Here is a 22,925-nt window from a genome sequence, read left to right on the forward strand (position 1 = left end):
CGGCAGTGTCTTCCCTTTCTAATGAGCGCGAAATGCCCTTCGCAAAGTCAAAGATTGTCCTTGCACTCGGCATGGCTGCCGTGAGCGCCGCGCTCACCGGCTGCAACACCTATCAACCGGCACCCAAGGCCTTCAACGAGGCCACGATCCAGCCCTATACCCTCGACAGCGGCGACCGGTTGCGCGTCACGGTGTTCGACCAAGCCGGGCTGACCAACACCTATACTGTCGATCAGGCCGGCTATATCGCCTTCCCGCTGATCGGCCAGGTTGCTGCCCGCGGCCGCACGCTACAGCAGCTCTCCGGCCAGATCGCGCAGAAGCTTCGCCAGGGATATATTCGCGATCCAGACGTCACCATCGACATCGACCGCTATCGCTCGGTCTATATTATGGGCGAAGTCGGCCAGCCGGGCCAATATTCCTATGTGCCGGGCATGACCATCCAGAATGCCATCGCGGTCGCAGGCGGGTTCACCAGCCGGGCCAACCAATCCAACGCGGATGTCACCCGCAAGATCAACGGCCATGTCATGACTGGACGGGTCGGCATCTCCGATCCTGTGCTGGCAGGCGACACCATCTATGTCAGAGAGCGGTTGTTCTAACCGCGACCGCTCATGGCCCGACCGCTTCGAATCCTTCACTGCTTCAGATCGCCCGTCGGCGGGGTCTTCCGCCATGTTCGGGATTTGGCGGAGGAACAGAGCAAAGCGGGCCATGAGGTCGGCATCCTTTGCGACAGCCTGACGGGCGGCGAGCATGAGGATCGTCTGTTCGACGATATCGCGCCATTCCTGGCTCTTGGCGTCGTCCGTCTGCCGATCCGACGGCAAATTACCCTCTCGGATGCTGCGACACTTTGGAGCAGCTATAAAGAAATCAAGAGTTTGCGGCCGGATGTGCTGCACGGGCACGGCGCCAAGGGCGGCCTGCTTGCGCGCGTTCTCGGCTCGATCCTGCGGGTCAACAGGTGTCGCGTAGCCCGCCTCTATACAGCGCATGGCGGAAGCCTGCATTTCTCGCGCGGCTCGTTCCAGGGCATGCTGGTGCACAGCCTGGAACGGATGCTCGAGTTTCTCACCGATGGCCTGATCTTCATTTGCGACTTCGAACGCCGCACCTATGAAAGAAAGATCGGCAAGCCGCGCACCCGCTCTGTGATGATCTATAACGGCATCAGCGAAAGAGATTTTCGCACCATACCGACACGATCGGACTCCGTGCATTTCGTCTATATCGGCATGCTGCGGGACCTCAAAGGTCCCGATCTGTTCGTGGACGCCTTTGCAAAAACGGAGCGGCGGATCGGCAGGCCGCTGTCAGCGCTGATGATCGGCGACGGACCGGATAGAGACAAATATCACCGAATGATGGTCGAACGGGGCCTCGGTCACCGTATCGGCATGCTACCCGCGATGCGCGTGCAGGAAGCCTTCACGGTATCACAGAACATCGTCGTTCCCTCGCGCGCCGAGGCCATGCCCTATATCGTTCTTGAAGCGCTCGCAGCCGGCAAGACCGTCATCGCCTCGCGCGTCGGCGGCGTTGCGGAAGCGCTTGGCGAAAACAGCGCAGCACTCGCCAAACCGGAAGATGCCGATGACCTCTCGCGCATCATGGCCGAAGCGATCACAGAACCGCTGTGGGGCGCTCGCAACATGCCCGATATCGGAACGATACGATCAAATTTTTCGGCTTCAGCCATGGCGCGGGATACTTTGCACTTGTATCAAAATATACTTGGCCTGAACGAAGACGGTTAGAATACAGGCAAGTGTTGTAAGTGTTTTTTAGCTGATATCTGATAGGCCTTGTCCGGTAACGACTGGATAAGTTGCCATGAACACTACCGAAAAGTCCGAGCAATTCAACTTGGACCATCTTCGCAAACAGGTTTCGGAAATCCGCACTCGCGGTGCCAGCGAGCCTCATAGCGATCGCCCAGACAGCATGAATGCCTATGCGCGGCAAATCGCCGAACAGCTTCGCGAAACCAACCAGTCCCCGGCAATCATCGTCGGACAATACCGGCTGTTCGAATTTCTGTCGCTGCTCGCATTCGGGCTTGCGATCCTCCTCTTCGGGACGTCGGACAATCATCCCTTCCTGTCGAAGGCCGTGGTGACGATCGCCCTCTGCGGCCTTGCCATCGTCTTCCTGCAGATTGCGGATGCCTATCAGATACCGGTCTTGCGCTCGCCGCATCACTTCCTGCACGGGATACTGGGATCCTGGGCAGCCGCCTTCGCGGTCATGGTCATCGCCCTCTTCCCCTTCGACATCAACAATATCTATTCGCTCTCACTTCTCAGCCTTTGGTTTGCGGCGGGTGCAGGCTTCCTCCTCGTCGCCCGTCTGCTTTTCGCCTACGGTATCCGCCACTGGGCCCGTAACGGCGTCATGGAAAGACGCGCCGTCATCGTTGGCGGCGGCGAACCGGCAAAGGAGCTCATCCGCGCGCTCGAGCATCAGCCCGACAACGATATCCGTATCTGCGGCATCTTCGACGATCGCGGCGAAAAGCGCTCGCCAGTCATGGTCGCCGGTTACCCGAAGCTGGGCACGGTATCGGAACTGGTGGAATTCGCCCGGCTCGTGCGCATAGACATGCTGATCATCGCGTTGCCGATCAGCGCCGAGGATCGCATTCTGCAATTGCTGAAAATGCTTTGGGTGCTACCCGTCGACATTCGTCTTGCCGCCCATGCCAACAAGCTGCGGTTCCGCCCCCGCGCCTATTCGCATGTCGGCGCCGTACCGATGCTCGACATCTTCAACAAGCCGATCCGTGACTGGGATGGCGTTGCCAAACGCATCTTCGACATCTTCTTCAGCCTGGTCGCACTTGCGTTGCTCTGGCCGATCATGCTCGGCGCCGCAATTGCCGTGAAGGCAACCTCGAGAGGGCCGATCTTCTTCATGCAGAAGCGCCACGGCTTCAACAACGAGATTATCAACGTGTTCAAGTTCCGCTCGATGTACACCCATATGAGCGATCCCTCGGCGCGCAATGCCGTGACCAAGAACGACCCGCGCGTGACCCCCGTCGGCCGCTTCATCCGCAAGACATCGATCGACGAGTTGCCGCAGCTCTTCAACGTGCTGCTCGGCAGCCTCTCGCTTGTGGGACCGCGCCCCCACGCCGTTCTGGCCGCCAGCCATAACCGCACCTATGCCGACGTCGTCGAAGGATATTTCGCGCGCCATCGCGTCAAGCCCGGCGTCACTGGCTGGGCGCAGATCAACGGCTGGCGCGGCGAGATCGACAGCGACGACAAGATCAAGTTCCGCACGGCTTACGATCTGTACTACATCGAGAACTGGTCGCTGCTCTTCGATCTGAAGATCCTGTTCCTGACGCCGTTCCGTCTGCTCAATACGGAAAACGCCTATTGACCACGCTGGACCTGCCATCGCCCCGCGTCGCGCAGCCGCAGCTTGCCGCCATGCGGCTGGTCGGCACAGCAAGCGTTGCTGTCGGCGTGTTTCTGTCGGGTTTCGTCATCGCCGAGCCGGCACCCTACGAGCTGTGGCTCGCTTTTCTGATCGGTACCTGGTTCATTCTCGGGCTCAAAATCTCGCGCAGCGTCGCGCCACTGCTGGCGCTGTTCCTGCTGTTCAATATCGGCGGCATGCTGTCGATCACTCAGATGCATGATCTCGCCGCCAGCGATCATCTCGCCGGTCCGATCTATATCGCCGTTTCCACTTTCCTGGCGCTGAGTTCCGTCTTCTATGCCGCCATCACCGAAGACAACGAAAAGCGGCTGAAGCTGATCTTCAATACATGGGTCGTGGCGGCGCTGATCACCGCGAGCCTCGGCATCCTCGGCTACTTCCACGCCGTGCCGGGCTTCGACATCTTCACCCGCTATGATCGCGCCATGGGTGCGTTCCAGGATCCGAACGTCTTCGGCCCCTATCTCGTGGCGCCAAGCCTTTACCTCATGCACGGCTTGCTCATCGGTGACCTGAAGAAAGCGCCGATCAAAGGCATATGCCTGTTCGTGCTCGCCTTCGGTATTTTCCTGTCTTTCTCCCGCGCCGCTTGGGCCCTCTTCGCCTTCGCCTCGGTGATGCTGATCTTCTGCATGCTGCTGAAGCACCGCAGCAATACCTTCCGGCTGCGGATCCTGGTGATGTCGCTGGCGGCCATCATCCTCATGGTCGTTCTGCTCGTCGTTGCGCTGCAATTTCCCCAGGTCAGCGACCTGTTTTCGACGCGCTTGCAGCTGGTTCAGAGTTATGACGGCGGACATCTCGGCCGCTTCGAACGCCACAGCATCGGCTTCCAAATGTCCATGGAACGGCCTTTCGGCATCGGGCCGCTGGTCTTCGGTCAGATCTTCCGCGAGGACGAACACAATACCTGGCTAAAGACACTGACCACTTATGGCTGGCTCGGCTTCGTCACCTGGGTCAGCATGATCTGCTGGACCATCTATATCGGCTTCCGCAACCTCCTGAGGGAGCGTCCCTGGCAGCCCTGCCTGATGATCGCCTGGATCGTCATTCTCGGCCATGTCGGCATCGGCAACGTCATCGATACCGACCACTGGCGCCATTTCTACATGCTGATCGGCATCGTCTGGGGCTGCGGCGCCCTGGAGCAAAAGTATCAGCGTGACCTGAACAAAAGGAAAGCTGCGCCGTGAACATTCGCACCAACGTCAAACGCCTGTCGTTGCTGCAGGTTCTCGAGCCGAGCGGCGGTGGCTCCGGGCGACATTTTCTCGACTTATGCCGGGCCATGCAGCATCGCGGCCATTCCGTGACCGCTGTCTATTCCCCGGTGCGCGCAGAGCCCGCTTTCGTCACAGAACTGGAAAATATCGGCCTGGACAATGTCATTCCGCTTGGCATGCGGCGCGCGCCCGGCGCCTGGGATCTGACTGCATGGTGGCAACTGCGCAAGATCGCGGCCAGTCATGGGCCGTTTGATCTTATCCATGGCCATAGCTCGAAAGCCGGCGCGTTAACGCGCTTGCGTTTGCCGGGGCGCCATGTCCCCGTTCTCTACACGCCGCATGCCTTCCGCACCATGGACCCGACGCTCGGTGCGAAAGGCCGCCTGATCTATGGCGGTATCGAGCGCTTTCTCGGGACGTGGCTGACCGATCGCCTGGTCTGCGTTTCGCAAGATGAATATAATCACGCCCTGTCGCTCGGCATCCCGGAAAAACGCCTGCGGGTCGTGGTCAACGGCGTCAACGCACCTCCCCTCAGCCAGCGAGCAGCCATCCGCAGACGATACGGCATTCCTCAGGAAGCTTTGCTCTTCGGCTTCGTTGGCAGAATGACGCAACAGAAGGCGCCTGAGCGCCTGGTCGCGGCTTTTGCACGGATAGCAGCCCAATTGCCGCAAGCCCATCTGCTGATGATCGGGATCGGTGAGCTGGCCGACACTGCAAGGGAGATGATCAAGGCGGCCGGGCTTGAAGATCGCGCCCGCATTGATGGCAGCGTACCGGGGGTGACGGCCATCGACGCCTTCGATGTTGTCGTCATGCCAAGCCGCTATGAGGCGATGTCCTATGTGATGCTGGAGGCCGCAGCTGCGGGCAAGCCGCTGCTGCTTGCCGATGTCGGTGGCGCGCGCACGGTGCTGGAGCACGGCAAGAACGGCTACATCGTGCCGAACAGCGATAATCCGGAAGCGTTGGCGGCCGCGATGGCACGTCTTGGCGATCCGACGTTGCTGGCGAATTTTACTGCCGAAGCCCGTCGCCGTAAGGATGGATATACGCTCGCCGGCATGGCGGATGCGACCGAGAAGATCTATCACGACCTGCTCGGCTACCCCACCCCTGCCCCGCTGGAATTGGTAGCAAATTCCAGTTTGGATAATAAGCGCGAGGACCGGGAGAAAAGCGCGGCTGCCCTTTAAACTCGCAGAGGATTTTCGTCGGAAATCGGTTCCGCTTTTCAAGCCAATGCGATAGACTTAACTCATGATTACTTCAGCACAATTGCGCGGCGCGCGCGCCATGCTCGAACTGACAGTGGAGACGCTTGCCAGCGAGAGCAAACTCCCGGTTTCGGCGATCGAAGCGCTGGAAACAGGGACAAGCCCGGCGGATATGAGGGCGCTTGCGACAGTTCGCTCCGTCCTCGAGAGCCACGGAGTGCTTTTCCTCGCCGGCGGCAGTGACGGCATGGGTGGCCCTGGCATTCGCTTCAAGCATTGGTCCGAAAATGATGGCGTCCGGCCTGAGAACCTGAATGCCACCAATGACGATTGACGGCTGACGCAGTGCCTGAAATCTCCCAGCGCCGCTTCGCCTTCAGGCCTTAGGTCTTGCGATCTGCCTCAGGCCGCGAGCTTCCAGCCTTTGACAAGCTCTTCGGGCGCAGAGAGGGCTGCAGGCAGGATGTAGCGCTCGGTGTTGTTTGCCGGCTCCCAGCCTTCAACAATGGAGCCAACCGGCAGGCCATGCCCGAAATCGGTCAGCGTCACGAGCTCCAGGATCATATGGCCGTAGTCGTCGCGCCATTCGCGCCGCTCGCCACCTTCGAAGAGACGCAACCGACCCTTGGTGCGCGGACGCTCGCGAGCAGTCAGCCATTGCGCCACGGATGCCTCGGCATTGGCGAAAGACACCACATTATCGGCATCGCCATGCCAGATGGAGACGACGGGATAGCGAGCAGCTTCGGGGGAAACTTCGCGAACGAGCTCGCCCCATTTTTCCGCCGGGCGGCTTGAGCCGCGCTTCATGACGTCAAGCGCCGATATGGCATCGCGGGCAGCGCCGAAAGGCAGGCCGCCGATGATGGCGCCTGCGGCAAAGAGTTCCGGATAGGTCGCGAGCAATGCAGCTGCGATAGCGCCACCGGCCGAGAGGCCCATGACGAAAATCCTGCTATCGTCGATCGCATGCAGGCGGCGGCTGAAATCAATCATTTCTCTGATGGATCCGAGCTCACCGCGATCGCGCGTGACCATGCTCGGGCGAAACCAGTTGAAACAGAGATTTGGGTTGTTCGATGCCTTCTGCTCCGCATAAAGCACGGCAAATCCGTGCTGGCGCGCAAGTGCGGTCCACCCGCTCGCGCGGTCGAAATCCTCGGCATTCTGATGACAGCCGTGCAGGACAACGACAAGCGGCATCGGTCCCTTTACCCCCGGGGGCACATATTCGAGCATGCGCAAATCGCCGGGATTGCGGCCAAACCACAAAACTTCCGTCAGCCGCTGCGGCGACGGGCGCGTGGAAACGCGACGGCGCGACGGCTGCGATTGCGGCTGCATCATCGGAAATTTGAGCTGCGGCAGCTCGACGGAATCGACGAGCAAGCGGCGAAGCCGGCTCGGAACTTTAAAATTCATCATGGACCTTTCTATCCACGTCAGCCACGGCCGGTTTTTTCCTCCGCTGCGGGCTGACGCGCACTGTTCCTTTCCAGAATCAGTGACATCGAAAAATCGAATCTCTTTGTGCAACGCAGCAAATATAGGGAGGCCGACCCGCTTCGAACAGGCACAAAGCATCATTGCTGCTATGTGAAATCAGCTTAAATCGATTAGATTTTCGGCCACAAAAAAACGCAGCTGCGTCAGAAATAAGCCCGTGCAAGCGCGAGAAGCTTCGCGTCGTCCTTTACGCCCTGGCGATAAAGCTGAATAATCAATGCGCCGAGGCGCTCTGCTTCGAGGCTTTGCGGGCTCATGCCACGATCCTTGCAGACCGTATCAAGCACCTTCTCGAGTCGGTCCAGATCGTCTGAAAACAGCGGCAGATCTCGTGGATGGATAGGTGTGTCCAGCATTTGCGCGTCTCATTGTCCGTGGGGCAGAAGCACGCAGTACTTCGCCGGCACCCGTTTTATTCCCGACGATAGGATTAGACTATGCGCCTTGCGCGTGGGGTTGGCAAGGAAGCATTTCGGCCGACGCATTTCTGATTCGCAGATTTTACGGAAATTCGATCGAAGGTACAATTTTAAGTTAGTGCATCACCAAGCCTTTATCCGCATCTGCAATAAGCGGAAAAAACGGAGGCATAATGATGACCAGATTTCTGATCCGGGCTGCTCTCAGCTTGACGCTTGCAGCGGCGGCCCTGCCCGCCCTCGCGCAGAATTTTTCGAATCTTCCGCTGCGCAACCCTCGCCAGCCACCCGAAGGATATATTTCCGTGCAATCGGGAATATCGATCTCCTATCCCATGACAGATGGTGACAGCGAGGAGCAGCAGGAGAAGGCGTTGAAATCCTTCTATAAGTTTGCCGCAAGCAGCTGCGCCAGCCTGCTCGACACGATTGCCGATGCCTGCGAGATCAGTGCTCTGTCGAGCAATACTTCGGTCAACAATCCAGACAATCGCGGCACGAGACTTTCCATCAACGGACAGGTGACGATGGCGGTGAAACTGAAGCCGCCGACGGCGGCCACGAAATAGCCCTGCCCCATCGCAGTTCATGATCGCCGCCAAAGCCAACGGATCGGTAAGAAATGGCGGCGATAATCCCCCTCGCAATTGAGGGATGATACCATGGCGAAAGCGAAACGACGCACGCGGCGCAGGCCGCAATCCAAGGCGGGCAATTCGATGTGGCTATGGGGTGTTGTCGGCCTGGCAACGATAGCCGGCATCTACGCCTATCAGCATCGCAAGGACATGCCGTCGATGCTGGCGCATGCCGGCGCAGTCGCAGGCATGCCGCATATGGCTCGGGAAGCACCGGTGCCAGCGGCAAAACCGCAAATAAAGACGGCAGCAGTGACTTCGGAGCCGCGCGCGACATCCGCCCTGCCGGTACCGCCTGCCGCCATTCCTGTGGCGATGCCGGTTAACAAGATACCGGTCGAACGGCCGATACCCAGCCTGCGTGCGCAGTCCGGCGGTCGTTTCGTGCTATGCGGCGCTGGCTCTGGAACGAACTGCGTCGTCGATGGCAATACCTTCTGGCAGGATGGCATCCGGATTCAGTTGGCCGATATCGATGTACCGGACGCCGGTGCCGCGCGTTGCCCGAGCGAAAGACAGAGAGGCGTAGCCGCGAAACTGCGCCTGCAGGCCATTCTCAATGACGGAAGCTTCGTGCTTTCCGGCAGCAGCCGTCGCGACGACCCGAATGGCGGCAAACTGCGCATTGCCATGCGCGCGGGGCGCTCGCTCGGCGATCAGATGGTGTCGGAAGGTCTCGCACGCCGCTGGACCGGCCAGGCGTCGTCCTGGTGCAGCTGACTTTCAGAAATTCGATTGGGAGTTCAAGGAGATAAATGGTCGGGGCGACTGGACTCGAACCAGCGACCCCTTGACCCCCAGTCAAGTGCGCTACCGGGCTGCGCTACGCCCCGACCTGCCGAAACGGCTTGTTTCGTTTAGAGTTTAGCGTTTCCCGACGCAAGCGAAAAGTGTCGGCCTGCTCAGAAAAAGTTGCCGTTTCAACGGCACAGCTGCCTCGGTCCGCGGCTCGGCTGATAGGTGTTATCGGAGGCGCGATAAGAGCGGTAGCGGCTTGCGCAGTCACGCGCATGAACGCCGTAATAGCTCTGTGAGCCCTGCCTGTTGAACAGCGTGCCGGTCACAAAGGATTTAAAGAGCACGCCGCTATCCGAATCGTCGTCATAATAGCTGTCCGAGCCATGCAGCCGATGGCCGCTGCCCCAACGATTATGGTGATGATGCCAATGGCCGTGGCCATGACCGTGATCGCGCACCTGGATGATGTCCGACTGTCCGGTTGCAGGCACGGTCAGGGTCGGCATGGTGACGGCATTCGCCGGCATGGCGGCACCGGCCGCCAGCAAAAGACCAAAGCCTGCGGCAGTTATCGATCTCGCAATCGTAAACATATGCGACTCCTTCGAAATCCGGCGGCGCAATCAAGTAAATCTGCACAACAACCTTGCTGCCGAGCACGCCGTCATTATCTGTATATAGTGATTTGGAGCCACACTCATAGATGCCCTTCCGTCTTTATGTGCGACGGATATCGCAAGACGGAAAGTGGGCGGAAAGTCAAAGCAATGAAGCCTTATATAATGACTCTCCTGTTATGTGCACCGCTGCTTTCCTCGTGCAATACGACGGAATCGGTGCAGCCCATCCCGGGCAGCATTACCTATGGCGGCCAGCCGCATATGAAATTGACGAAATCGCCTCCCGGATCGCAATTCCAGCATCACTTCACGAACCAGTGGGGCCAGGATGTTATCGAAACCTATATTGTCCAGCCGGACCGAAGCGTGAAGCTCGTGAACCGCCAGGAAATGAGCCCGCCAGACTAGAGCCGTTTTCTTCGAAACGCGAAAACGCCCATCCACTTGTCTTTCCACATCTCTGGACGGAAAATCGCTGCAGTCTCCTGGAGCCGCTCTGGAGATTCGTTGGCCTGAAACGAAAACTCCGTCAGCGTGAGCCGACGGAGCGTGTTGGAATGCAGATAAAAGCACGCTTACCAGCAGCGGTAGCACCGACGGTAATAGGGTCGGCCGTAATAGCCGCGGTGATGATGATTATCGCTGACAGCGGCGCCGACGAGAACGCCGCCGATGATGCCGGCGGCGGCCAGGGCAGCAGCCTGGTTTTCAGCCTGTTGCGCCTGAGCGCGATTGGACTGGTAGGTCGCGCCGACGCAGCGGTTATAACGCTGCGTACCTGGACGGAAGCCCTGCGACTGGCAGGTCATTTCCGCATTCATTGCAGATTCCTGCGGTGTCTGACAGCTCGATAGAATGGTTGATATAGCGACAAGGCTCGCCGCCATCGTGGCACGTATGCGCATATTCCCTCCGGCAATTTAGGATACAACCCCGGAAAGCGAAATACAGCCAAAGGTAAGCTTTAGCAAGCCAACCTTATCAAGCATCGCGCGAAAATCCGTCAAATCGTGGCAAAACTGCACGCAAGGATGGCATCGTGCTTAACGACCGGATAGCAGCATAGCGCAAAATGAAAAGACCCCGTTGAGACGGGGCCCTCATATCCGATTTGCACGCCCGCAGCCCATCAAGACGGCGGGCGTGTTTTCGATCAGAAGTTCCGTTCGAAACGAAGGATGCCGGCGACCGTATCATCTTTGATGTAGTCGTAGTGCACATAGGTGAGTTCCGGCTCGACCAGGAAATCCTTGACCGGATAGATCTTGAGGTTTGTGGTCGCTTCGAACATCTTCGACTCTGTATAGGCGAGCTGCAGGTTCCACTTCAGCTTGTCGTTGACCGGGACGCCGACGCCGCCCCAGAGCGCCCAGTCACCCCAGCCGCATTTGGCGGCATTCACAGTGCCGTTCGATCTCGTGCAGGCCGAGATGTCCTGGTTCGTGCCTGCATATTTGTTCAGCTTGTCGCCGTCCGTATTCCAGCCCCCCATCAGGAAGGCTTCCACGCCACCGAATTTGGCGTCGAGACGAGCCTTGATGGCACCCTCCTCGACGATGGAGTCATAGCCACCGACAACCTTGATGCCCCAGTTGCCTGCCTTATAGCCGAGGCCAGCCACGACGTCGGGAGCATAGTGGTTGGATTTGTCGTCCGTCCACCAGCCGGCACCGTAGGAGGCCTCACCGTCGGAGGTGGAATTGGAGTCTTCCAGCGAGATCATAGCCGAGAAGCCATTGTCCGGCTCGTATTTATAGGTCAGCTGATTAAGTTCATACGGGCCGTCATAGATCACGTCGTCGTTGATGACATCGCCAGCATAGCCGGCGTAAAGATTGAATTGCGAATCGAGCTTACCCACCGTGAAGCCGGCGAGGCTGATATTGGCAAACAGCAGCTTCGAGGATGTCGCGCCCCCATCGTTCCACTCCCAGCGGAAGATGGTGTTGGTCTTCAACGGCCCGTATTCGGTGTCGGTCGCCGTATCGACGTTGAGCTCCACACGCTCATGCCAGAGCGTGCCGACCTTGCTGCGCGGATTATAGGCGTCATACCACTCGCCCTCCGTGCGAACCTTTCCGCCGATTTTCAGGCAGGTTTCAGTGCCGGGAATATAGAAATAGCCTGTGCCATATCCATCGCAGATGCGGACATATTCAAGCGGTTCGGGTTCCGCAGCGACAATGGCGTCGGCGGCATGGGCGGCGCTCGCCGCGGCGATGGCAGCGGCGGAGCCAAGAAGAAGGCTCTTGATGTTCATGGTGTCTCCATTCGACTATCCGTCAGAGATGGAGTCTCCCGGCAGACAACAGCGTGCCCCTCCATAGCCTGACTGTTCCCCTCAAACAGGGCGAAGCAATAAGCTTCGCCGTCAAACTGAACCCGTGAGCTTGCCCCAGCAAGTTAATAAGGCTGACGAACTAATTCCTACAACGCAGAAGAGTGGCAGACGTGACAAAAATGTCACATGCCGGTCGCAATGACAAAACGAACGCACCACAGGTAGCCGAAACATGCATCGGACAAGAGAATGCATACACCTGCAACATAATATGCTTTAAACGCAATCCCCAACACCTGCGACCCGGGGCGCGGGCAGTCTTATCGCACCTGATCGAGGAGACGCTTGCATTCCAGAAGATCGTAAAGCGTCTCCTGAAGCAAAGCGCGATCTTCCTTGCCGACACTCGATTTGCCGATGGAGACGTCAGGCACGCCATCGTCACCACTGACGAAATTGAAGAAACGGCGGCTGATCGGCGCCTTGGCGCGGCCGACGATCTGGTCTTCGTCGGAATTGGCGGAGGCGACGCGGGGCTCCATGGCGGCAGGCTCCTGGGCCGCCGCAAGCGCCTCCACACTGGCCAGATCACCATGCCCAACAGCGATGACGAACTTGTTGCCGTTGGTCTTCAGAAGCTTCTGAACACCCTTAATCGTATAGCCGTGATCGTAAAGGAGATGGCGGATACCATTCAGCAGGTCGACGTCCTCGGGGCGATAGTAGCGCCGGCCGCCGCCCCGCTTCATCGGCTTTATCTGCGGAAACCGGGTCTCCCAGAACCGTAGGACATGCTGCGGCAGATCAAGGTCTTCCGCGACTTCGCTGATCGTGCGAAATGCATCCGGGCTCTTGTCCATCATCATACTCCCACACTGCGCATGCAGCGCCGTTTGGCCGGATCACGCAAAGCGGATGTCGGCATTCGTATCGTTCCATGATACGACTCACCATATTTCAACGGTTTGGCGGTGGAAATTCAAGTCACATCTTCAGCCGCTGCACAGGCTGGCGACAAATCAACACAGAAGATGCACTGGAGCGACCGCACGACAAGGCATGCGGTCGAGCGAAAACAGAAATCATAAGGATGGATCAGGAGGCAGGATTTACCGGCTTGGCCTTCGCCTTGCGGCTCGCATGTGCTTTCAGAATGCGGGTCTTGAGGACGTTCGACGCCTTGAAGGTCATGACACGCCGCGGAGAGATCGGCACTTCCTCGCCGGTTTTCGGATTGCGGCCAATGCGCTCATTCTTGTCACGCACCTGGAATGTCGCAAACGAGGAGAGCTTTACCGTTTCCCCACGCACGATGGCGTTGCAAATTTCATCGATCACAGTCTCGACGAGCTCCGCCGACTCCGTTCTGGAGAGACCGACTTTCCGGAATACCGACTCCGCTAGGTCTGCGCGCGTCACTGTCTTGCCCGTCATAGCTCCCCGCCCATATTGCTGCGTAATCTTCTTCAAGTTTCGCGAGACTATTGCCGTTGCGCCGAACGGTCAAGCTCTTGTTCGGAACGGCTTTTAGAGATGTGGCACTACCAGCGCAGCAGGACCGCGCCCCAGGTGAAGCCGCCACCCATAGCCTCCAGCATCACCAGGTCGCCCTTCTTGATTCGTCCATCACCTGCCGCAACGGCGAGCGCAAGCGGAATTGATGCAGCCGATGTGTTACCATGAAGGTCCACGGTGACCACAACCTTCTCGGGAGCAATTCCGAGCTTCTTGGCGGAGCCGTCGATGATGCGGCGATTGGCCTGATGCGGCACGAGCCAATCGAGATCGTCGGGCGTGGTGCCCGTTGCATCGAATGCGGCCTGGATGACGTCGGTGATCATGCCGACGGCGTGCTTGAAGACCTCACGACCCGCCATATGGAGAACGCCGACGGTTCCCGTTGTTGACGGGCCGCCATCGACATAAAGCTTGTCCTTGTGCGAACCGTCGGAGCGCAGGCTTGCCGTCAGCACGCCGCGATCGCTATTGGCACCACTTCCCTCGCCAGCTTCCAGGATCAGCGCGCCGGCACCGTCCCCGAAGAGGACGCATGTCGTGCGGTCGGTCCAATTGAGGATGCGGGAAAATGTCTCGGCGCCGATGACGAGTACGCGCTTGGCAAGGCCGCCGCGAATATAGGCGTCAGCCGTGGTCACCGCATAGACGAAGCCGGTGCAGACGGCCTGGACATCGAAGGCGAAGCCATGATGCATGCCGAGCCGGTTCTGGATATTCACCGCCGTTGCGGGAAAAGTATTGTCCGGCGTCGAGGTGGCAACGATGATCAGATCGAGGTCATCCGGCGTCAAACCGGCATTGGCGAGAGCGGCGCGTGCCGCCTGCTCGCCCAGGGACGCCGTGGTTTCGCCTTCACTGGCGATGTAGCGCTGACGAATGCCCGAGCGTTGGACGATCCAGTCGTCGCTCGTGTCGACGATCTGCTCCATCTCGGCATTGGTCATGACGCGTTTGGGGAGCGCCGCCCCAAAACCGCGGACTATTGAACGGATCATTCTGCGTATACCCCGTCTCTCATGCCGCTTCCGGCCCGATAGGGGGCAGCCGTTTGGCATGATATCTCTTCAAATCGTTTTCGATTTTCTGCGTGAGCCCATTCTTGGCCATATCGTAGCCGACATCGATGGCGGCTGCGAAGGCTTCGACATTCGCACCGCCATGGCTCTTAATGACGATGCCGTTCAGGCCAAGGAAGACGCCGCCATTGACTTTGCTGGGATCGAGCTTTTCGCGCAGCAGGTCGAAGGCGCCCTTGGCAAAGACATAACCGATGCGTGCAAGCAGCGTGCGCGACATGGCGGCGCGCAGATAGGCGCCGATCTGCTTTGCCGTGCCTTCGGCCGCCTTCAGCGCGATATTGCCGGAGAAGCCTTCCGTGACGACGACGTCGACCGTGCCCTTGCCGATATCATCGCCCTCGACGAAACCGGAATATTCAAGCGATTCGAGATTGGCTTCGCGAATGAGGCGGCCGGCGTCCTTGACTTCCTCCTGCCCCTTGATTTCCTCGACGCCGACGTTCAGCAAGCCGACGGTGGGGCGCTCGATCTCGAAGAGCGCGCGTGCCATGGCGCCGCCCATCAGGGCAAAGTCGAGCAATTGCTGGGCATCGGCGCCGATCGTGGCGCCGACATCAAGCACGATGCTTTCGCCACGCAGCGTCGGCCAGATCGCCGCGATTGCCGGGCGTTCGATATTGGCCATGGTGCGGAGGCAAAATTTCGCCATCGCCATCAGCGCGCCGGTATTGCCGGCGGACACGACGACATCAGCATCGCCCGTCTTCACCGCCTCGATCGAGCGCCACATGCTGGAGACGTAGCGGCCGCGGCGAAGCGCCTGGCTCGGCTTTTCATCCATGCTGATGGCCACTTCGCATTCGTGAAAGACCGATTTTTCGCGAAGCTTGGGATATTTGGCGAGGACCGCCTCGCAGCGTTCCTTCTGTCCGTACATGACGAATGTGATATCGGGATGCCTATCCAGCGCCTTGGCCGCGCCGGGAACAACAACCTCAGGGCCGAAGTCGCCACCCATTAGGTCAAGAGAAATTCTGATCACGCGTCCCTAGTCCTTTTTCTTCGCCGCGACGGGCGAATTTGGCGTCAAAATACCGTTTTCTCCCCCGGTTACAACTGAATTGTGCTCGAACGGCACCGGGGCCTATTCCTTTTTCCAGTCTTTCAGAACAGCGAAGGGCGACGGTTTTCTGTCATCTTCGCCCGTGTCTTCAATATGCGCTTCGAATTCGACGCCAGGCTTGCGCGGATAGGGATCGATGGCGAGAGCGGCAAATTCCGCAACGACCGCGCCGGCATCAATCGTGTCACCGGTAAAGGTCTCCAGAAGATCCGGACCATCGGGATCAAGTATCATTTCTCCGGCATCCACAGAGGGCGCACGCGCCAGTTTGGAATCCTCGGGCACGAAGATGTGCTCGAAGTCCTCGTCGATATCAGATTCGACCGGCTCGAGTGTGACAACGCAAGCCTGAACGATCTTTGCCTTCACATTGCCCTTGATGCGCACGCCGTCGCGCTTCCAGCGAGAAATCTTGAGGTCGGCTTCTAGCTTGCCGACCGAGAGAACATCCCAGAGAGCAGCGAGCCCTGCCAGTTCGCGATCGTCAGCCTCGAGGCGCACATCCACCGGATTGGCGGAGATATGCCCCACCTTCACCGGATAGGAGAACGGCGTTTCATCGGAGTCGTGTCTTTTCATTTTTATCTCCTAACCGGCCCGTTGGCCGACTTTATCTGGCACTGGCAGCGTCGCCGAGCCCGTAGCGATCTGATTTTCGGTTATGGTCGCCAAGTGCGCTTCTGCGATCATCATCCAATCGGCCAGCGAACGCATGGATGCCGCATTTTCATTCGCCTTGGGATAGATGTTGCGCTGTAGCGCCGCGGCAAGCGCGGTGCGATCATCGCTATCCATGGCACCCGCATAGCTTTCGAGCCGTCCATAAAACATGCCGGCCAGCTTCTTCATGCGCTTCGGCACGCTGTTGTCGCCTATACCGAGCTCGCGGATCGAATAATCGATATCCTCGAAGAAGGCATCCACGATTTCCTGCGCCAGCTCCTGGCCGCTTGTCGCCGAAGACCGCGTGCGGCGAAAGAACAGGATCATCATGACAGACAGCAATTCGAAGCGCCCCATCACCGTATCAGGCACCTCGTAGTCGGTATAGAAAACCGGCTGCCGCGCCATGGATGTCAGGATCTCATACTGCCTGACCACGATGATCTGATTGTGATTTCTTTTACGGAAGAGCCCAAAAATCATGAAAATTCCCGGAATTGGCTCCCTCAGAGCGCGCCGTTTTTGCTTGGCCTTGTTGCATCCACGCAAAAGCTGGTTTACCGAAGCAAGCGCGAATTGCAATGCCGTTTGTGCCCGCTTCGAGGCTCCAGCCCTTACCGTCGTCACGTTGTGCATGATCGGTGACGAAGAGTGCCGAACAACATGATTGTGCCTTTTGCCATCGCGGAAAGGCCACAATGATGTGCACAGCAAGGTCATATCGGCCGTCCGGCCATCGGATTGATTCATTAGGGGAGATGAGATGTCGTTGACCAGACGGTATTTCAAGTCTGACATTACTTTCAGCAGCGCTGCCGCCATCGCCCTGGTGATTGCGACCATGGGCCTTTCGGGATGCAAGACCAGCGAGGTCATGAACAACGGCTACATCTTTGACCCGCAGTCGCTGGCGCTCGCGCCGGTCGGTTCGAGCCGCGAACAGGTTCTATTGTCGCTCGGCACGCCTTCCACCACCGCAACCTTCGATGGCGAGGTCTTCTACTACATCTCCCAGAAGCGTACGCGCGCCGTCGCCTTCATGAAGCCGAAGCTGGTCGACCAGAACATTCTGGCGATCTATTTCGACAAGGACGGCGTGGTGAAGCAGGAAGCCAACTACACGCTGAAGGACGGCAAGGTCTTCGACATGATCAGCCGCACGACCCCGACCGGTGGTCGCGACATCACCTTCCTGCAGCAGATCCTCCAGGGCAGCGGCAGCGGCGTCAACGGCGCAAGGAACTTCCTCAACAACCTCAACCCGGGCCAATAAGACCGGGACGGTATCTCAACGAAAAACCCGCGGGGCACTGCGCCCCGCGGGTTTTCTTTTTGCGTTCGGTCTGCTTCGCTTAGCCGGCGAGAATCGCAAGTAACAGCAGGGCGACGATATTGGTGATCTTGATCGCCGGATTGACGGCCGGACCCGCCGTATCCTTGTAGGGATCGCCGACGGTGTCGCCCGTCACCGATGCCTTGTGAGCTTCCGAGCCCTTCATGTGGCGCGTACCGTCTTTGTCGACGAAACCGTCCTCGAAGCTCTTCTTGGCGTTATCCCAGGCGCCGCCGCCCGACGTCATCGAGATGGCGACGAAGAGGCCGTTGATGATCACGCCGAGCAGCGAGGCGCCGAGAGCGGCAAAGGCAGAGGCCTTGGAGCCGGACAGCAGCAGGACGCCGAAATAGACGACGACAGGCGCCAGAACCGGCAGCAGCGACGGGATGATCATTTCCCGAATGGCAGCCTTGGTCAGCAGATCGACGGCGCGGCCGTAATCGGGACGCTCCGTGCCCTGCATGATGCCGGGCTTTTCACGAAACTGCCGGCGCACCTCTTCCACGATCGAACCGGCGGCACGACCGACGGCCGTCATGGCGATACCGCCGAAGAGATAGGGGATCAGACCGCCGAACAGCAGGCCGGCAACGACGTAGGGGTTTGAAAGCTCGAACGAAATCGTGCCTACATTGGCGAAATACGGGAACTTGTCGCCGTGCGCCGCGAAATATTGCAGGTCGTTCGAATAGGCGGCAAACAGCACGAGCGCACCGAGACCGGCCGAACCGATGGCATAACCCTTGGTGACGGCCTTGGTCGTGTTGCCAACCGCGTCCAGCGCATCGGTGGATTTGCGCACTTCCGGCGGAAGATGCGACATTTCCGCGATGCCGCCGGCATTGTCCGTCACCGGACCGAAGGCATCGAGCGCGACGATCATGCCGGCAAGGCCGAGCATGGCGGTAACAGCAATACCCGTGCCGAACAGGCCGCCGAGCTGGTAGGTGGCGATGATGCCGCCGACGATGACGATCGCCGGCAATGCCGTCGATTCCAGCGAGACGGCAAGGCCCTGAATGACGTTGGTGCCGTGACCGGTAACCGACGCCTGGGCGATGGAATTGACCGGCCGCTTGTTGGTGCCGGTGTAGTATTCGGTGATGACGACGATCAGCGCCGTGACGATGAGACCGACGATACCGCAGGTGAAGAGCTTCGTGCCGGTAACGTCGAAGCCGCCAACGGTGCCGATCGAACCCCAGCCGATGGTGAGCGAGGTGGCTGCGGCCAGACCGACGATCGACAGCACGCCGGTCGCGATGAGGCCCTTATAAAGAGCGCCCATGATCGAGCCATTGACACCGAGCTTGACGAAGAAGGTGCCGATGATCGAGGTGATGATGCAGGCGCCGCAAATCGCCAGCGGGTAGATCATGGCAGAACCGAGGATCGGGGAGCCGGCGAAGAAAATGGCGGCGAGAACCATGGTCGCAACGACGGACACCGCATAGGTCTCGAACAGGTCGGCTGCCATGCCGGCGCAATCGCCGACATTGTCGCCGACATTGTCGGCGATCGTGGCGGGATTGCGCGGATCGTCTTCCGGGATGCCGGCCTCGACCTTGCCGACGAGGTCGCCGCCGACATCGGCCCCCTTGGTGAAGATACCGCCGCCAAGACGGGCGAAGATCGAAATCAGCGAGGCGCCAAAACCAAGGGCGACAAGCGCATCGATCACGTCACGCGAACCCGCTTCGTGACCGAGGATGCCGGTAAGCACATAGAAGTAGATGGAGACGCCGAGCAGGGCGAGACCTGCAACCAGCATGCCGGTGATGGCACCGGACTTGAACGCAATGTCGAGGCCTGCAGACAGGCTCTGCGACGAGGCTTGCGCGGTACGAACATTGGCGCGCACGGAGACATGCATGCCGATGAAACCTGCGGCGCCTGAGAGGATTGCGCCGATCAGGAAGCCGAACGCGGCTTCGGCCGACAAGAGGAGCCAGGCCGCGATGAAAACAATGATCCCGACGATGGCGATGGTTCTATATTGGCGCGCCAGATAGGCTTGCGCTCCTTCACGAATATACCCGGCAATCTCCTGCATGCGGGCATTGCCCTGATCGGCAGCGAGCACCGACCGGGTTGCCCATACGGCATAGATGACCGAGAGCAGTCCGCATGCGATCACTCCTAAAAGAATCGACATTTCGCTTTTTCCCTCCAAAAAAGCCGGCGGTTTACTCCTCCCCCGGCCGCCTGCGACAACGATCGGTCCCCTCCTCCAGGAGATCGGCTGATGTGCAGTTGCGAGATTGATGGCGGGAAAACGTCGCGTCAAGACCGTCCGCGGGTAAAACACCCGCAGGAGGTTCAAAAGAATATTCGAAGATGAAATCAGGCGCGAACGAAGAAAACGAAAATGCGTTACATCGCGATCTGAACGTCCGGCGAAGCCTATTTCTTCGCTTCGCCGCGAACCTGCTTGGCGATTCGGTCGAGCACGGCATTCACGAGCTTCGGCTCGTCCTCCTCGAAGAAGGCATGCGCAATCTCGACATACTCGGTGACGATGACCGGGACCGGCACGTCCTTGCGGTCGATAAGCTCGAAAGTGCCGGCGCGCAGGATAGCGCGCACGGTGCTGTCGAGACGCGACAGCGCCCAGTCATCCTGAAGCGCGGAACCAATCAGCGGATCGAGCCGGGTCTGCTCACGCACGACGCCCGACACGATGGAGCGGAACCAGGATGCGTCGGCCTTCAGATAGGTCTCGCCATCCAGCTCCTGCCCGAGACGGTGGGCCTCGTATTCAGCCACCACCTCCAGAACGCCGGTTCCGCCGATATCCATCTGATAGAGCGCCTGAACCGCCGCAAGACGTGCGGCACCCCGCTGGTTGGCGGGCTTGGCCGGTCGCTCGTTATCCTGATTGCTCATCTATTATGCACCCAACTTCTCTTTCAGCGCGATCATGGTCAGCGCCGCACGGGCAGCGAAACCGCCCTTGTCCTTGTCCGAACGGCGCGCACGCGCCCATGCCTGCTCATCGTTCTCGACGGTGAGGATACCATTGCCGATCGCAAGAGATTCGCTGACGGCCAGGTCCATCAGAGCCCGCGAGGATTCATTGGCGACGATATCGAAATGATAGGTCTCGCCGCGGATAACCATGCCGAGAGCCACATAGCCGTCATAAACCACATTACCATTGTCGCCGCCATCGAGCGCCATGGCAATTGCCGCAGGGATCTCCAGCGCGCCGGGGACGGTAACGACGTCATAGGTCGCGCCTGCCTCATCGAGAGCGGCCTTGGCGCCGTCGAGCAGGGCATCGGCCATATCGTCATAGAAGCGAGCTTCGACGATAAGGATATGAGCGTTGGAAGAGCTGGTCATACATCACCTGCAATTTGAGAGGGCGCGGCACCTTGTTAGGCCCGGGTCAAATCACGGCGAGCCTCGCTTGGCAAGTGTTTTTCAATGGCGCGGGCCCGATTCCGACCCTATTTGGAAATGATCGGCGCACCGCGGAAATTGTGGCTTTCGCACACGCAACCGCTTCGGTAATAATTTGCAGCCTGCGAGGGGGAGGTTCATGACAGAGAAATCCACACCCGCCATCAATGTCGGCGAGCTTGAACTGGAACATTGGCAGCAAGGCAGCTTCTTTGCCGGCAGCGACACGTCCTTCGGGGCGAAGCTCGGGCTGAAGCAGCTTGGCATCAGCTACAACGAGGTGCCCCCGGGCAAATCCGGCTGTCCATTTCACAATCATCATGTCGAGGAGGAGATGTTCGTCATTCTCGACGGCGAAGGCGAATACCGCTTCGGCGACCAGCGTATCACGGTTAGCAAGGGCGATGTTCTTGGAGCTCCGGCCGGCGGCCCGGAAACGGCACACCAGCTGATCAACATCGGCCCCAGCGTGCTCACCTATCTCGCCATTTCAACGAAGGCGCGGACCGAGATCGTGGAATATCCCGATTCCGGCAAGTTCCTGGCCAAAACTTATAGCGGCGGCAAGACGGCGTTCCGCGCCATCGGCCGCGCCGCTGCCACCAACCTCGACTACTGGGACGGCGAGCCCGGCGCCTCGGACGACTGACCATCACCAAAAACATTTTCGGCAAAGACCTGACCCGATGACCCACATTCCAACATTGACGACTGACCGGCTTCTGCTGCGCGGCCATACGCTTGATGATTTCAACGAATTCCTCGAGCTCTGGAAGCACAAGGAGATTGTCCGCTTCATCGGCGGCGAGATGCCGACACGCGAGCAGGTTTGGGCCCGACTGTTACGCTATGCCGGCCTATGGCATCATCTCGGCTTCGGTTTCTTTGCCGTCGAGGAACGCCAAAGCGGCCGGTTGATCGGCGAAGTGGGCTTCCTCGACCTGCATCGCGACATGACGCCGATGACGGAAGGCACGCTGGAGGCCGGTTGGGGCATTACGCCGCCGATGCAGGGCAAGGGCTATGCTACGGAAGCCATGAATGCGGCGATTGCCTGGGCGGACAGACTGTTCGCAGGCCGTCGCATGACCTGCATCGTGGATTTCGAGAACCTGCCGTCGATACGGGTTGCCGAAAAAATCGGCTTCCGCCGTATCGGCGAACTCGTGCTCAAGGACAGGTCCAACGTCCTATTCGAACGTTAGGCGTTGCGGGGAGAACTATCATGCCGGCTCTGCAGGACAGGTTTTCCGTCAGATCTTACGAACCGGATGACGCCGAAGCCACGATCGATATTTTCCTGAGAGCCATTCGCGAGGTGGCGTCCAAGGACTACAACCCGGCCCAGATCGCTGCCTGGGCGAAGGTCGATGATGCAGAAAAATGGGCACAATATCGAGCGAGCCGGCCGACTTGGCTTGCGATGGACGGTTCGAAACCCATCGGCTTTACCGATCTGAAATCGGATGGTTGCCTGGATATGATGTTCGTTTCGCCCGATTATCAGGGAAAAGGCGTCGCCAGCCTGTTGCTTGCAACCGTCGAAAGGGCTGCACGCGTTCAAGGCTTTCAACGGATTTTCACCGAGGCGAGCCTGACGGCCCGCCCCTTCTTCGAGCGCAAGGGCTTTGTCGTCGTGACCGCGCAACAGGTAGAAAAGCGCGGCCAGATCTTCTCGAACTTCCTGATGGAAAAAATGCTCGCGTAAGTCGCCGAGGCGCGGCCGGCGCCCCGCCGCAGCGAGCCTG

Annotated in this window: 27 protein-coding genes and 1 tRNA gene; 13 read left to right on the top strand and 15 right to left on the bottom strand. The window is 59.1% G+C overall.

Features of this window, described 5'->3' with window-relative positions; all coding sequences use genetic code 11:
- Positions 1-32: 32 nt before the first annotated feature.
- The 6 genes from JJQ51_RS26650 (at position 33) to JJQ51_RS26675 (ending at position 6,245) form a co-directional block, all read left to right on the top strand.
- Positions 33-608, top strand: coding sequence for a polysaccharide biosynthesis/export family protein (locus JJQ51_RS26650; protein ID WP_069616269.1), 576 nt, complete (start codon positions 33-35; stop codon positions 606-608).
- Positions 609-620: 12 nt separating this feature from the next.
- Entirely contained in the window at positions 621-1,766 is a 1,146-nt protein-coding gene (locus JJQ51_RS26655; protein ID WP_113354720.1) for a glycosyltransferase family 4 protein, read from the top strand.
- A gap of 76 nt (positions 1,767-1,842) precedes the next feature.
- Entirely contained in the window at positions 1,843-3,399 is a 1,557-nt protein-coding gene (locus tag JJQ51_RS26660) for an undecaprenyl-phosphate glucose phosphotransferase (protein WP_269245517.1), read from the top strand.
- A complete protein-coding gene (locus tag JJQ51_RS26665; RefSeq protein WP_152096044.1) occupies positions 3,396-4,658 on the top strand; it encodes an O-antigen ligase family protein in 1,263 nt (420 codons plus the stop codon). Before JJQ51_RS26660 ends, JJQ51_RS26665 begins: the two co-directional genes overlap by 4 nt.
- The gene (locus JJQ51_RS26670) at positions 4,655-5,890 is read left to right on the top strand and encodes a glycosyltransferase family 4 protein (RefSeq protein WP_152096043.1); all 1,236 of its coding nucleotides are present in this window, start codon (positions 4,655-4,657) and stop codon (positions 5,888-5,890) included. Before JJQ51_RS26665 ends, JJQ51_RS26670 begins: the two co-directional genes overlap by 4 nt.
- 64 nt (positions 5,891-5,954) lie before the next feature.
- Positions 5,955-6,245 carry a helix-turn-helix domain-containing protein gene (locus tag JJQ51_RS26675; RefSeq protein WP_145631470.1) on the top strand — a complete coding sequence of 97 codons (291 nt, stop codon included), beginning with the start codon at positions 5,955-5,957 and terminating at the stop codon, positions 6,243-6,245.
- A gap of 68 nt (positions 6,246-6,313) precedes the next feature.
- Here JJQ51_RS26675 and JJQ51_RS26680 read toward each other — a convergent pair whose 3' ends face one another.
- Both JJQ51_RS26680 and JJQ51_RS26685 read right to left on the bottom strand, forming a co-directional pair.
- A complete protein-coding gene (locus tag JJQ51_RS26680; protein ID WP_246661063.1) occupies positions 6,314-7,336 on the bottom strand; it encodes an extracellular catalytic domain type 1 short-chain-length polyhydroxyalkanoate depolymerase in 1,023 nt (340 codons plus the stop codon).
- 224 nt (positions 7,337-7,560) lie between these two features.
- Complete coding sequence (locus JJQ51_RS26685; RefSeq protein WP_113329022.1) at positions 7,561-7,773, bottom strand: hypothetical protein; 213 nt, start codon at positions 7,771-7,773, stop codon at positions 7,561-7,563.
- A gap of 236 nt (positions 7,774-8,009) precedes the next feature.
- On the opposite strand from JJQ51_RS26685, the gene JJQ51_RS26690 reads away from it, so the two are divergent.
- Both JJQ51_RS26690 and JJQ51_RS26695 read left to right on the top strand, forming a co-directional pair.
- The gene (locus tag JJQ51_RS26690; protein WP_113329023.1) at positions 8,010-8,405 is read left to right on the top strand and encodes a hypothetical protein; all 396 of its coding nucleotides are present in this window, start codon (positions 8,010-8,012) and stop codon (positions 8,403-8,405) included.
- Positions 8,406-8,498: 93 nt separating this feature from the next.
- Complete coding sequence (locus JJQ51_RS26695) at positions 8,499-9,194, top strand: thermonuclease family protein (RefSeq protein WP_113329024.1); 696 nt, start codon at positions 8,499-8,501, stop codon at positions 9,192-9,194.
- 36 nt (positions 9,195-9,230) lie between these two features.
- On the opposite strand, the gene JJQ51_RS26700 is transcribed toward JJQ51_RS26695, so the two are convergent.
- Both JJQ51_RS26700 and JJQ51_RS26705 read right to left on the bottom strand, forming a co-directional pair.
- Positions 9,231-9,307: transfer RNA gene (locus JJQ51_RS26700), tRNA-Pro, on the bottom strand.
- Between the two features lie 87 nt (positions 9,308-9,394).
- Positions 9,395-9,805 carry a BA14K family protein gene (locus JJQ51_RS26705; protein WP_113329025.1) on the bottom strand — a complete coding sequence of 137 codons (411 nt, stop codon included), beginning with the start codon at positions 9,803-9,805 and terminating at the stop codon, positions 9,395-9,397.
- 174 nt (positions 9,806-9,979) lie between these two features.
- Between JJQ51_RS26705 and JJQ51_RS26710 the strand changes: the two genes are divergently transcribed.
- Positions 9,980-10,240 carry a hypothetical protein gene (locus JJQ51_RS26710; protein ID WP_112723085.1) on the top strand — a complete coding sequence of 87 codons (261 nt, stop codon included), beginning with the start codon at positions 9,980-9,982 and terminating at the stop codon, positions 10,238-10,240.
- Between the two features lie 167 nt (positions 10,241-10,407).
- Here JJQ51_RS26710 and JJQ51_RS26715 read toward each other — a convergent pair whose 3' ends face one another.
- From JJQ51_RS26715 to JJQ51_RS32855, 8 genes are all read right to left on the bottom strand, one after another.
- Positions 10,408-10,653 carry a hypothetical protein gene (locus JJQ51_RS26715; RefSeq protein ID WP_244557786.1) on the bottom strand — a complete coding sequence of 82 codons (246 nt, stop codon included), beginning with the start codon at positions 10,651-10,653 and terminating at the stop codon, positions 10,408-10,410.
- A gap of 332 nt (positions 10,654-10,985) precedes the next feature.
- Entirely contained in the window at positions 10,986-12,092 is a 1,107-nt protein-coding gene (locus JJQ51_RS26720) for a porin (RefSeq protein WP_113329026.1), read from the bottom strand.
- A 341-nt stretch (positions 12,093-12,433) separates the two neighbouring features.
- On the bottom strand, positions 12,434-12,979 hold the full coding sequence (locus tag JJQ51_RS26725) for a MerR family transcriptional regulator (RefSeq protein WP_069616255.1): 546 nt from the start codon (positions 12,977-12,979) through the stop codon (positions 12,434-12,436).
- 229 nt (positions 12,980-13,208) lie between these two features.
- Complete coding sequence (locus JJQ51_RS26730; RefSeq protein ID WP_069616254.1) at positions 13,209-13,547, bottom strand: integration host factor subunit alpha; 339 nt, start codon at positions 13,545-13,547, stop codon at positions 13,209-13,211.
- A 107-nt stretch (positions 13,548-13,654) separates the two neighbouring features.
- Entirely contained in the window at positions 13,655-14,626 is a 972-nt protein-coding gene (locus JJQ51_RS26735; RefSeq protein WP_269245518.1) for a beta-ketoacyl-ACP synthase III, read from the bottom strand.
- 19 nt (positions 14,627-14,645) lie between these two features.
- Positions 14,646-15,692 carry a phosphate acyltransferase PlsX gene (gene plsX, locus JJQ51_RS26740; RefSeq protein ID WP_113329028.1) on the bottom strand — a complete coding sequence of 349 codons (1,047 nt, stop codon included), beginning with the start codon at positions 15,690-15,692 and terminating at the stop codon, positions 14,646-14,648.
- Positions 15,693-15,794: 102 nt separating this feature from the next.
- Positions 15,795-16,352: a YceD family protein gene (locus JJQ51_RS26745; RefSeq protein ID WP_269245519.1), complete on the bottom strand. Its 558-nt coding sequence runs from the start codon at positions 16,350-16,352 to the stop codon at positions 15,795-15,797.
- Between the two features lie 9 nt (positions 16,353-16,361).
- Entirely contained in the window at positions 16,362-16,919 is a 558-nt protein-coding gene (locus JJQ51_RS32855) for a ubiquinol-cytochrome C chaperone family protein (protein ID WP_069616334.1), read from the bottom strand.
- Between the two features lie 280 nt (positions 16,920-17,199).
- On the opposite strand from JJQ51_RS32855, the gene JJQ51_RS26755 reads away from it, so the two are divergent.
- Positions 17,200-17,709, top strand: coding sequence for an outer membrane protein assembly factor BamE (locus JJQ51_RS26755; protein ID WP_069616250.1), 510 nt, complete (start codon positions 17,200-17,202; stop codon positions 17,707-17,709).
- 79 nt (positions 17,710-17,788) lie between these two features.
- Here JJQ51_RS26755 and JJQ51_RS26760 read toward each other — a convergent pair whose 3' ends face one another.
- The 3 genes from JJQ51_RS26760 to JJQ51_RS26770 all read right to left on the bottom strand — a co-directional run bounded on the left by JJQ51_RS26760 (position 17,789) and on the right by JJQ51_RS26770 (position 21,117).
- On the bottom strand, positions 17,789-19,927 hold the full coding sequence (locus JJQ51_RS26760; protein ID WP_113354712.1) for a sodium-translocating pyrophosphatase: 2,139 nt from the start codon (positions 19,925-19,927) through the stop codon (positions 17,789-17,791).
- 248 nt (positions 19,928-20,175) lie between these two features.
- The gene (nusB, locus tag JJQ51_RS26765; RefSeq protein ID WP_047627120.1) at positions 20,176-20,658 is read right to left on the bottom strand and encodes a transcription antitermination factor NusB; all 483 of its coding nucleotides are present in this window, start codon (positions 20,656-20,658) and stop codon (positions 20,176-20,178) included.
- 3 nt (positions 20,659-20,661) lie between these two features.
- A complete protein-coding gene (locus JJQ51_RS26770) occupies positions 20,662-21,117 on the bottom strand; it encodes a 6,7-dimethyl-8-ribityllumazine synthase (protein WP_069616248.1) in 456 nt (151 codons plus the stop codon).
- A gap of 199 nt (positions 21,118-21,316) precedes the next feature.
- Here JJQ51_RS26770 and JJQ51_RS26775 point away from each other — a divergent pair, with 199 nt between their 5' ends.
- The 3 genes from JJQ51_RS26775 to JJQ51_RS26785 are packed head-to-tail and all read left to right on the top strand — an operon-like array spanning position 21,317 to position 22,885.
- Complete coding sequence (locus JJQ51_RS26775; RefSeq protein WP_152096039.1) at positions 21,317-21,826, top strand: cupin domain-containing protein; 510 nt, start codon at positions 21,317-21,319, stop codon at positions 21,824-21,826.
- A 37-nt stretch (positions 21,827-21,863) separates the two neighbouring features.
- A complete protein-coding gene (locus tag JJQ51_RS26780) occupies positions 21,864-22,382 on the top strand; it encodes a GNAT family N-acetyltransferase (RefSeq protein ID WP_145320482.1) in 519 nt (172 codons plus the stop codon).
- A gap of 20 nt (positions 22,383-22,402) precedes the next feature.
- Positions 22,403-22,885, top strand: a complete 483-nt coding sequence (locus JJQ51_RS26785) for a GNAT family N-acetyltransferase (RefSeq protein ID WP_113329031.1) — start codon at positions 22,403-22,405, stop codon at positions 22,883-22,885.
- Positions 22,886-22,925 lie beyond the last annotated feature (40 nt).

The organism is Rhizobium sp. AG207R (assembly GCF_027109195.1).
GTDB lineage: Bacteria > Pseudomonadota > Alphaproteobacteria > Rhizobiales > Rhizobiaceae > Rhizobium > Rhizobium dioscoreae.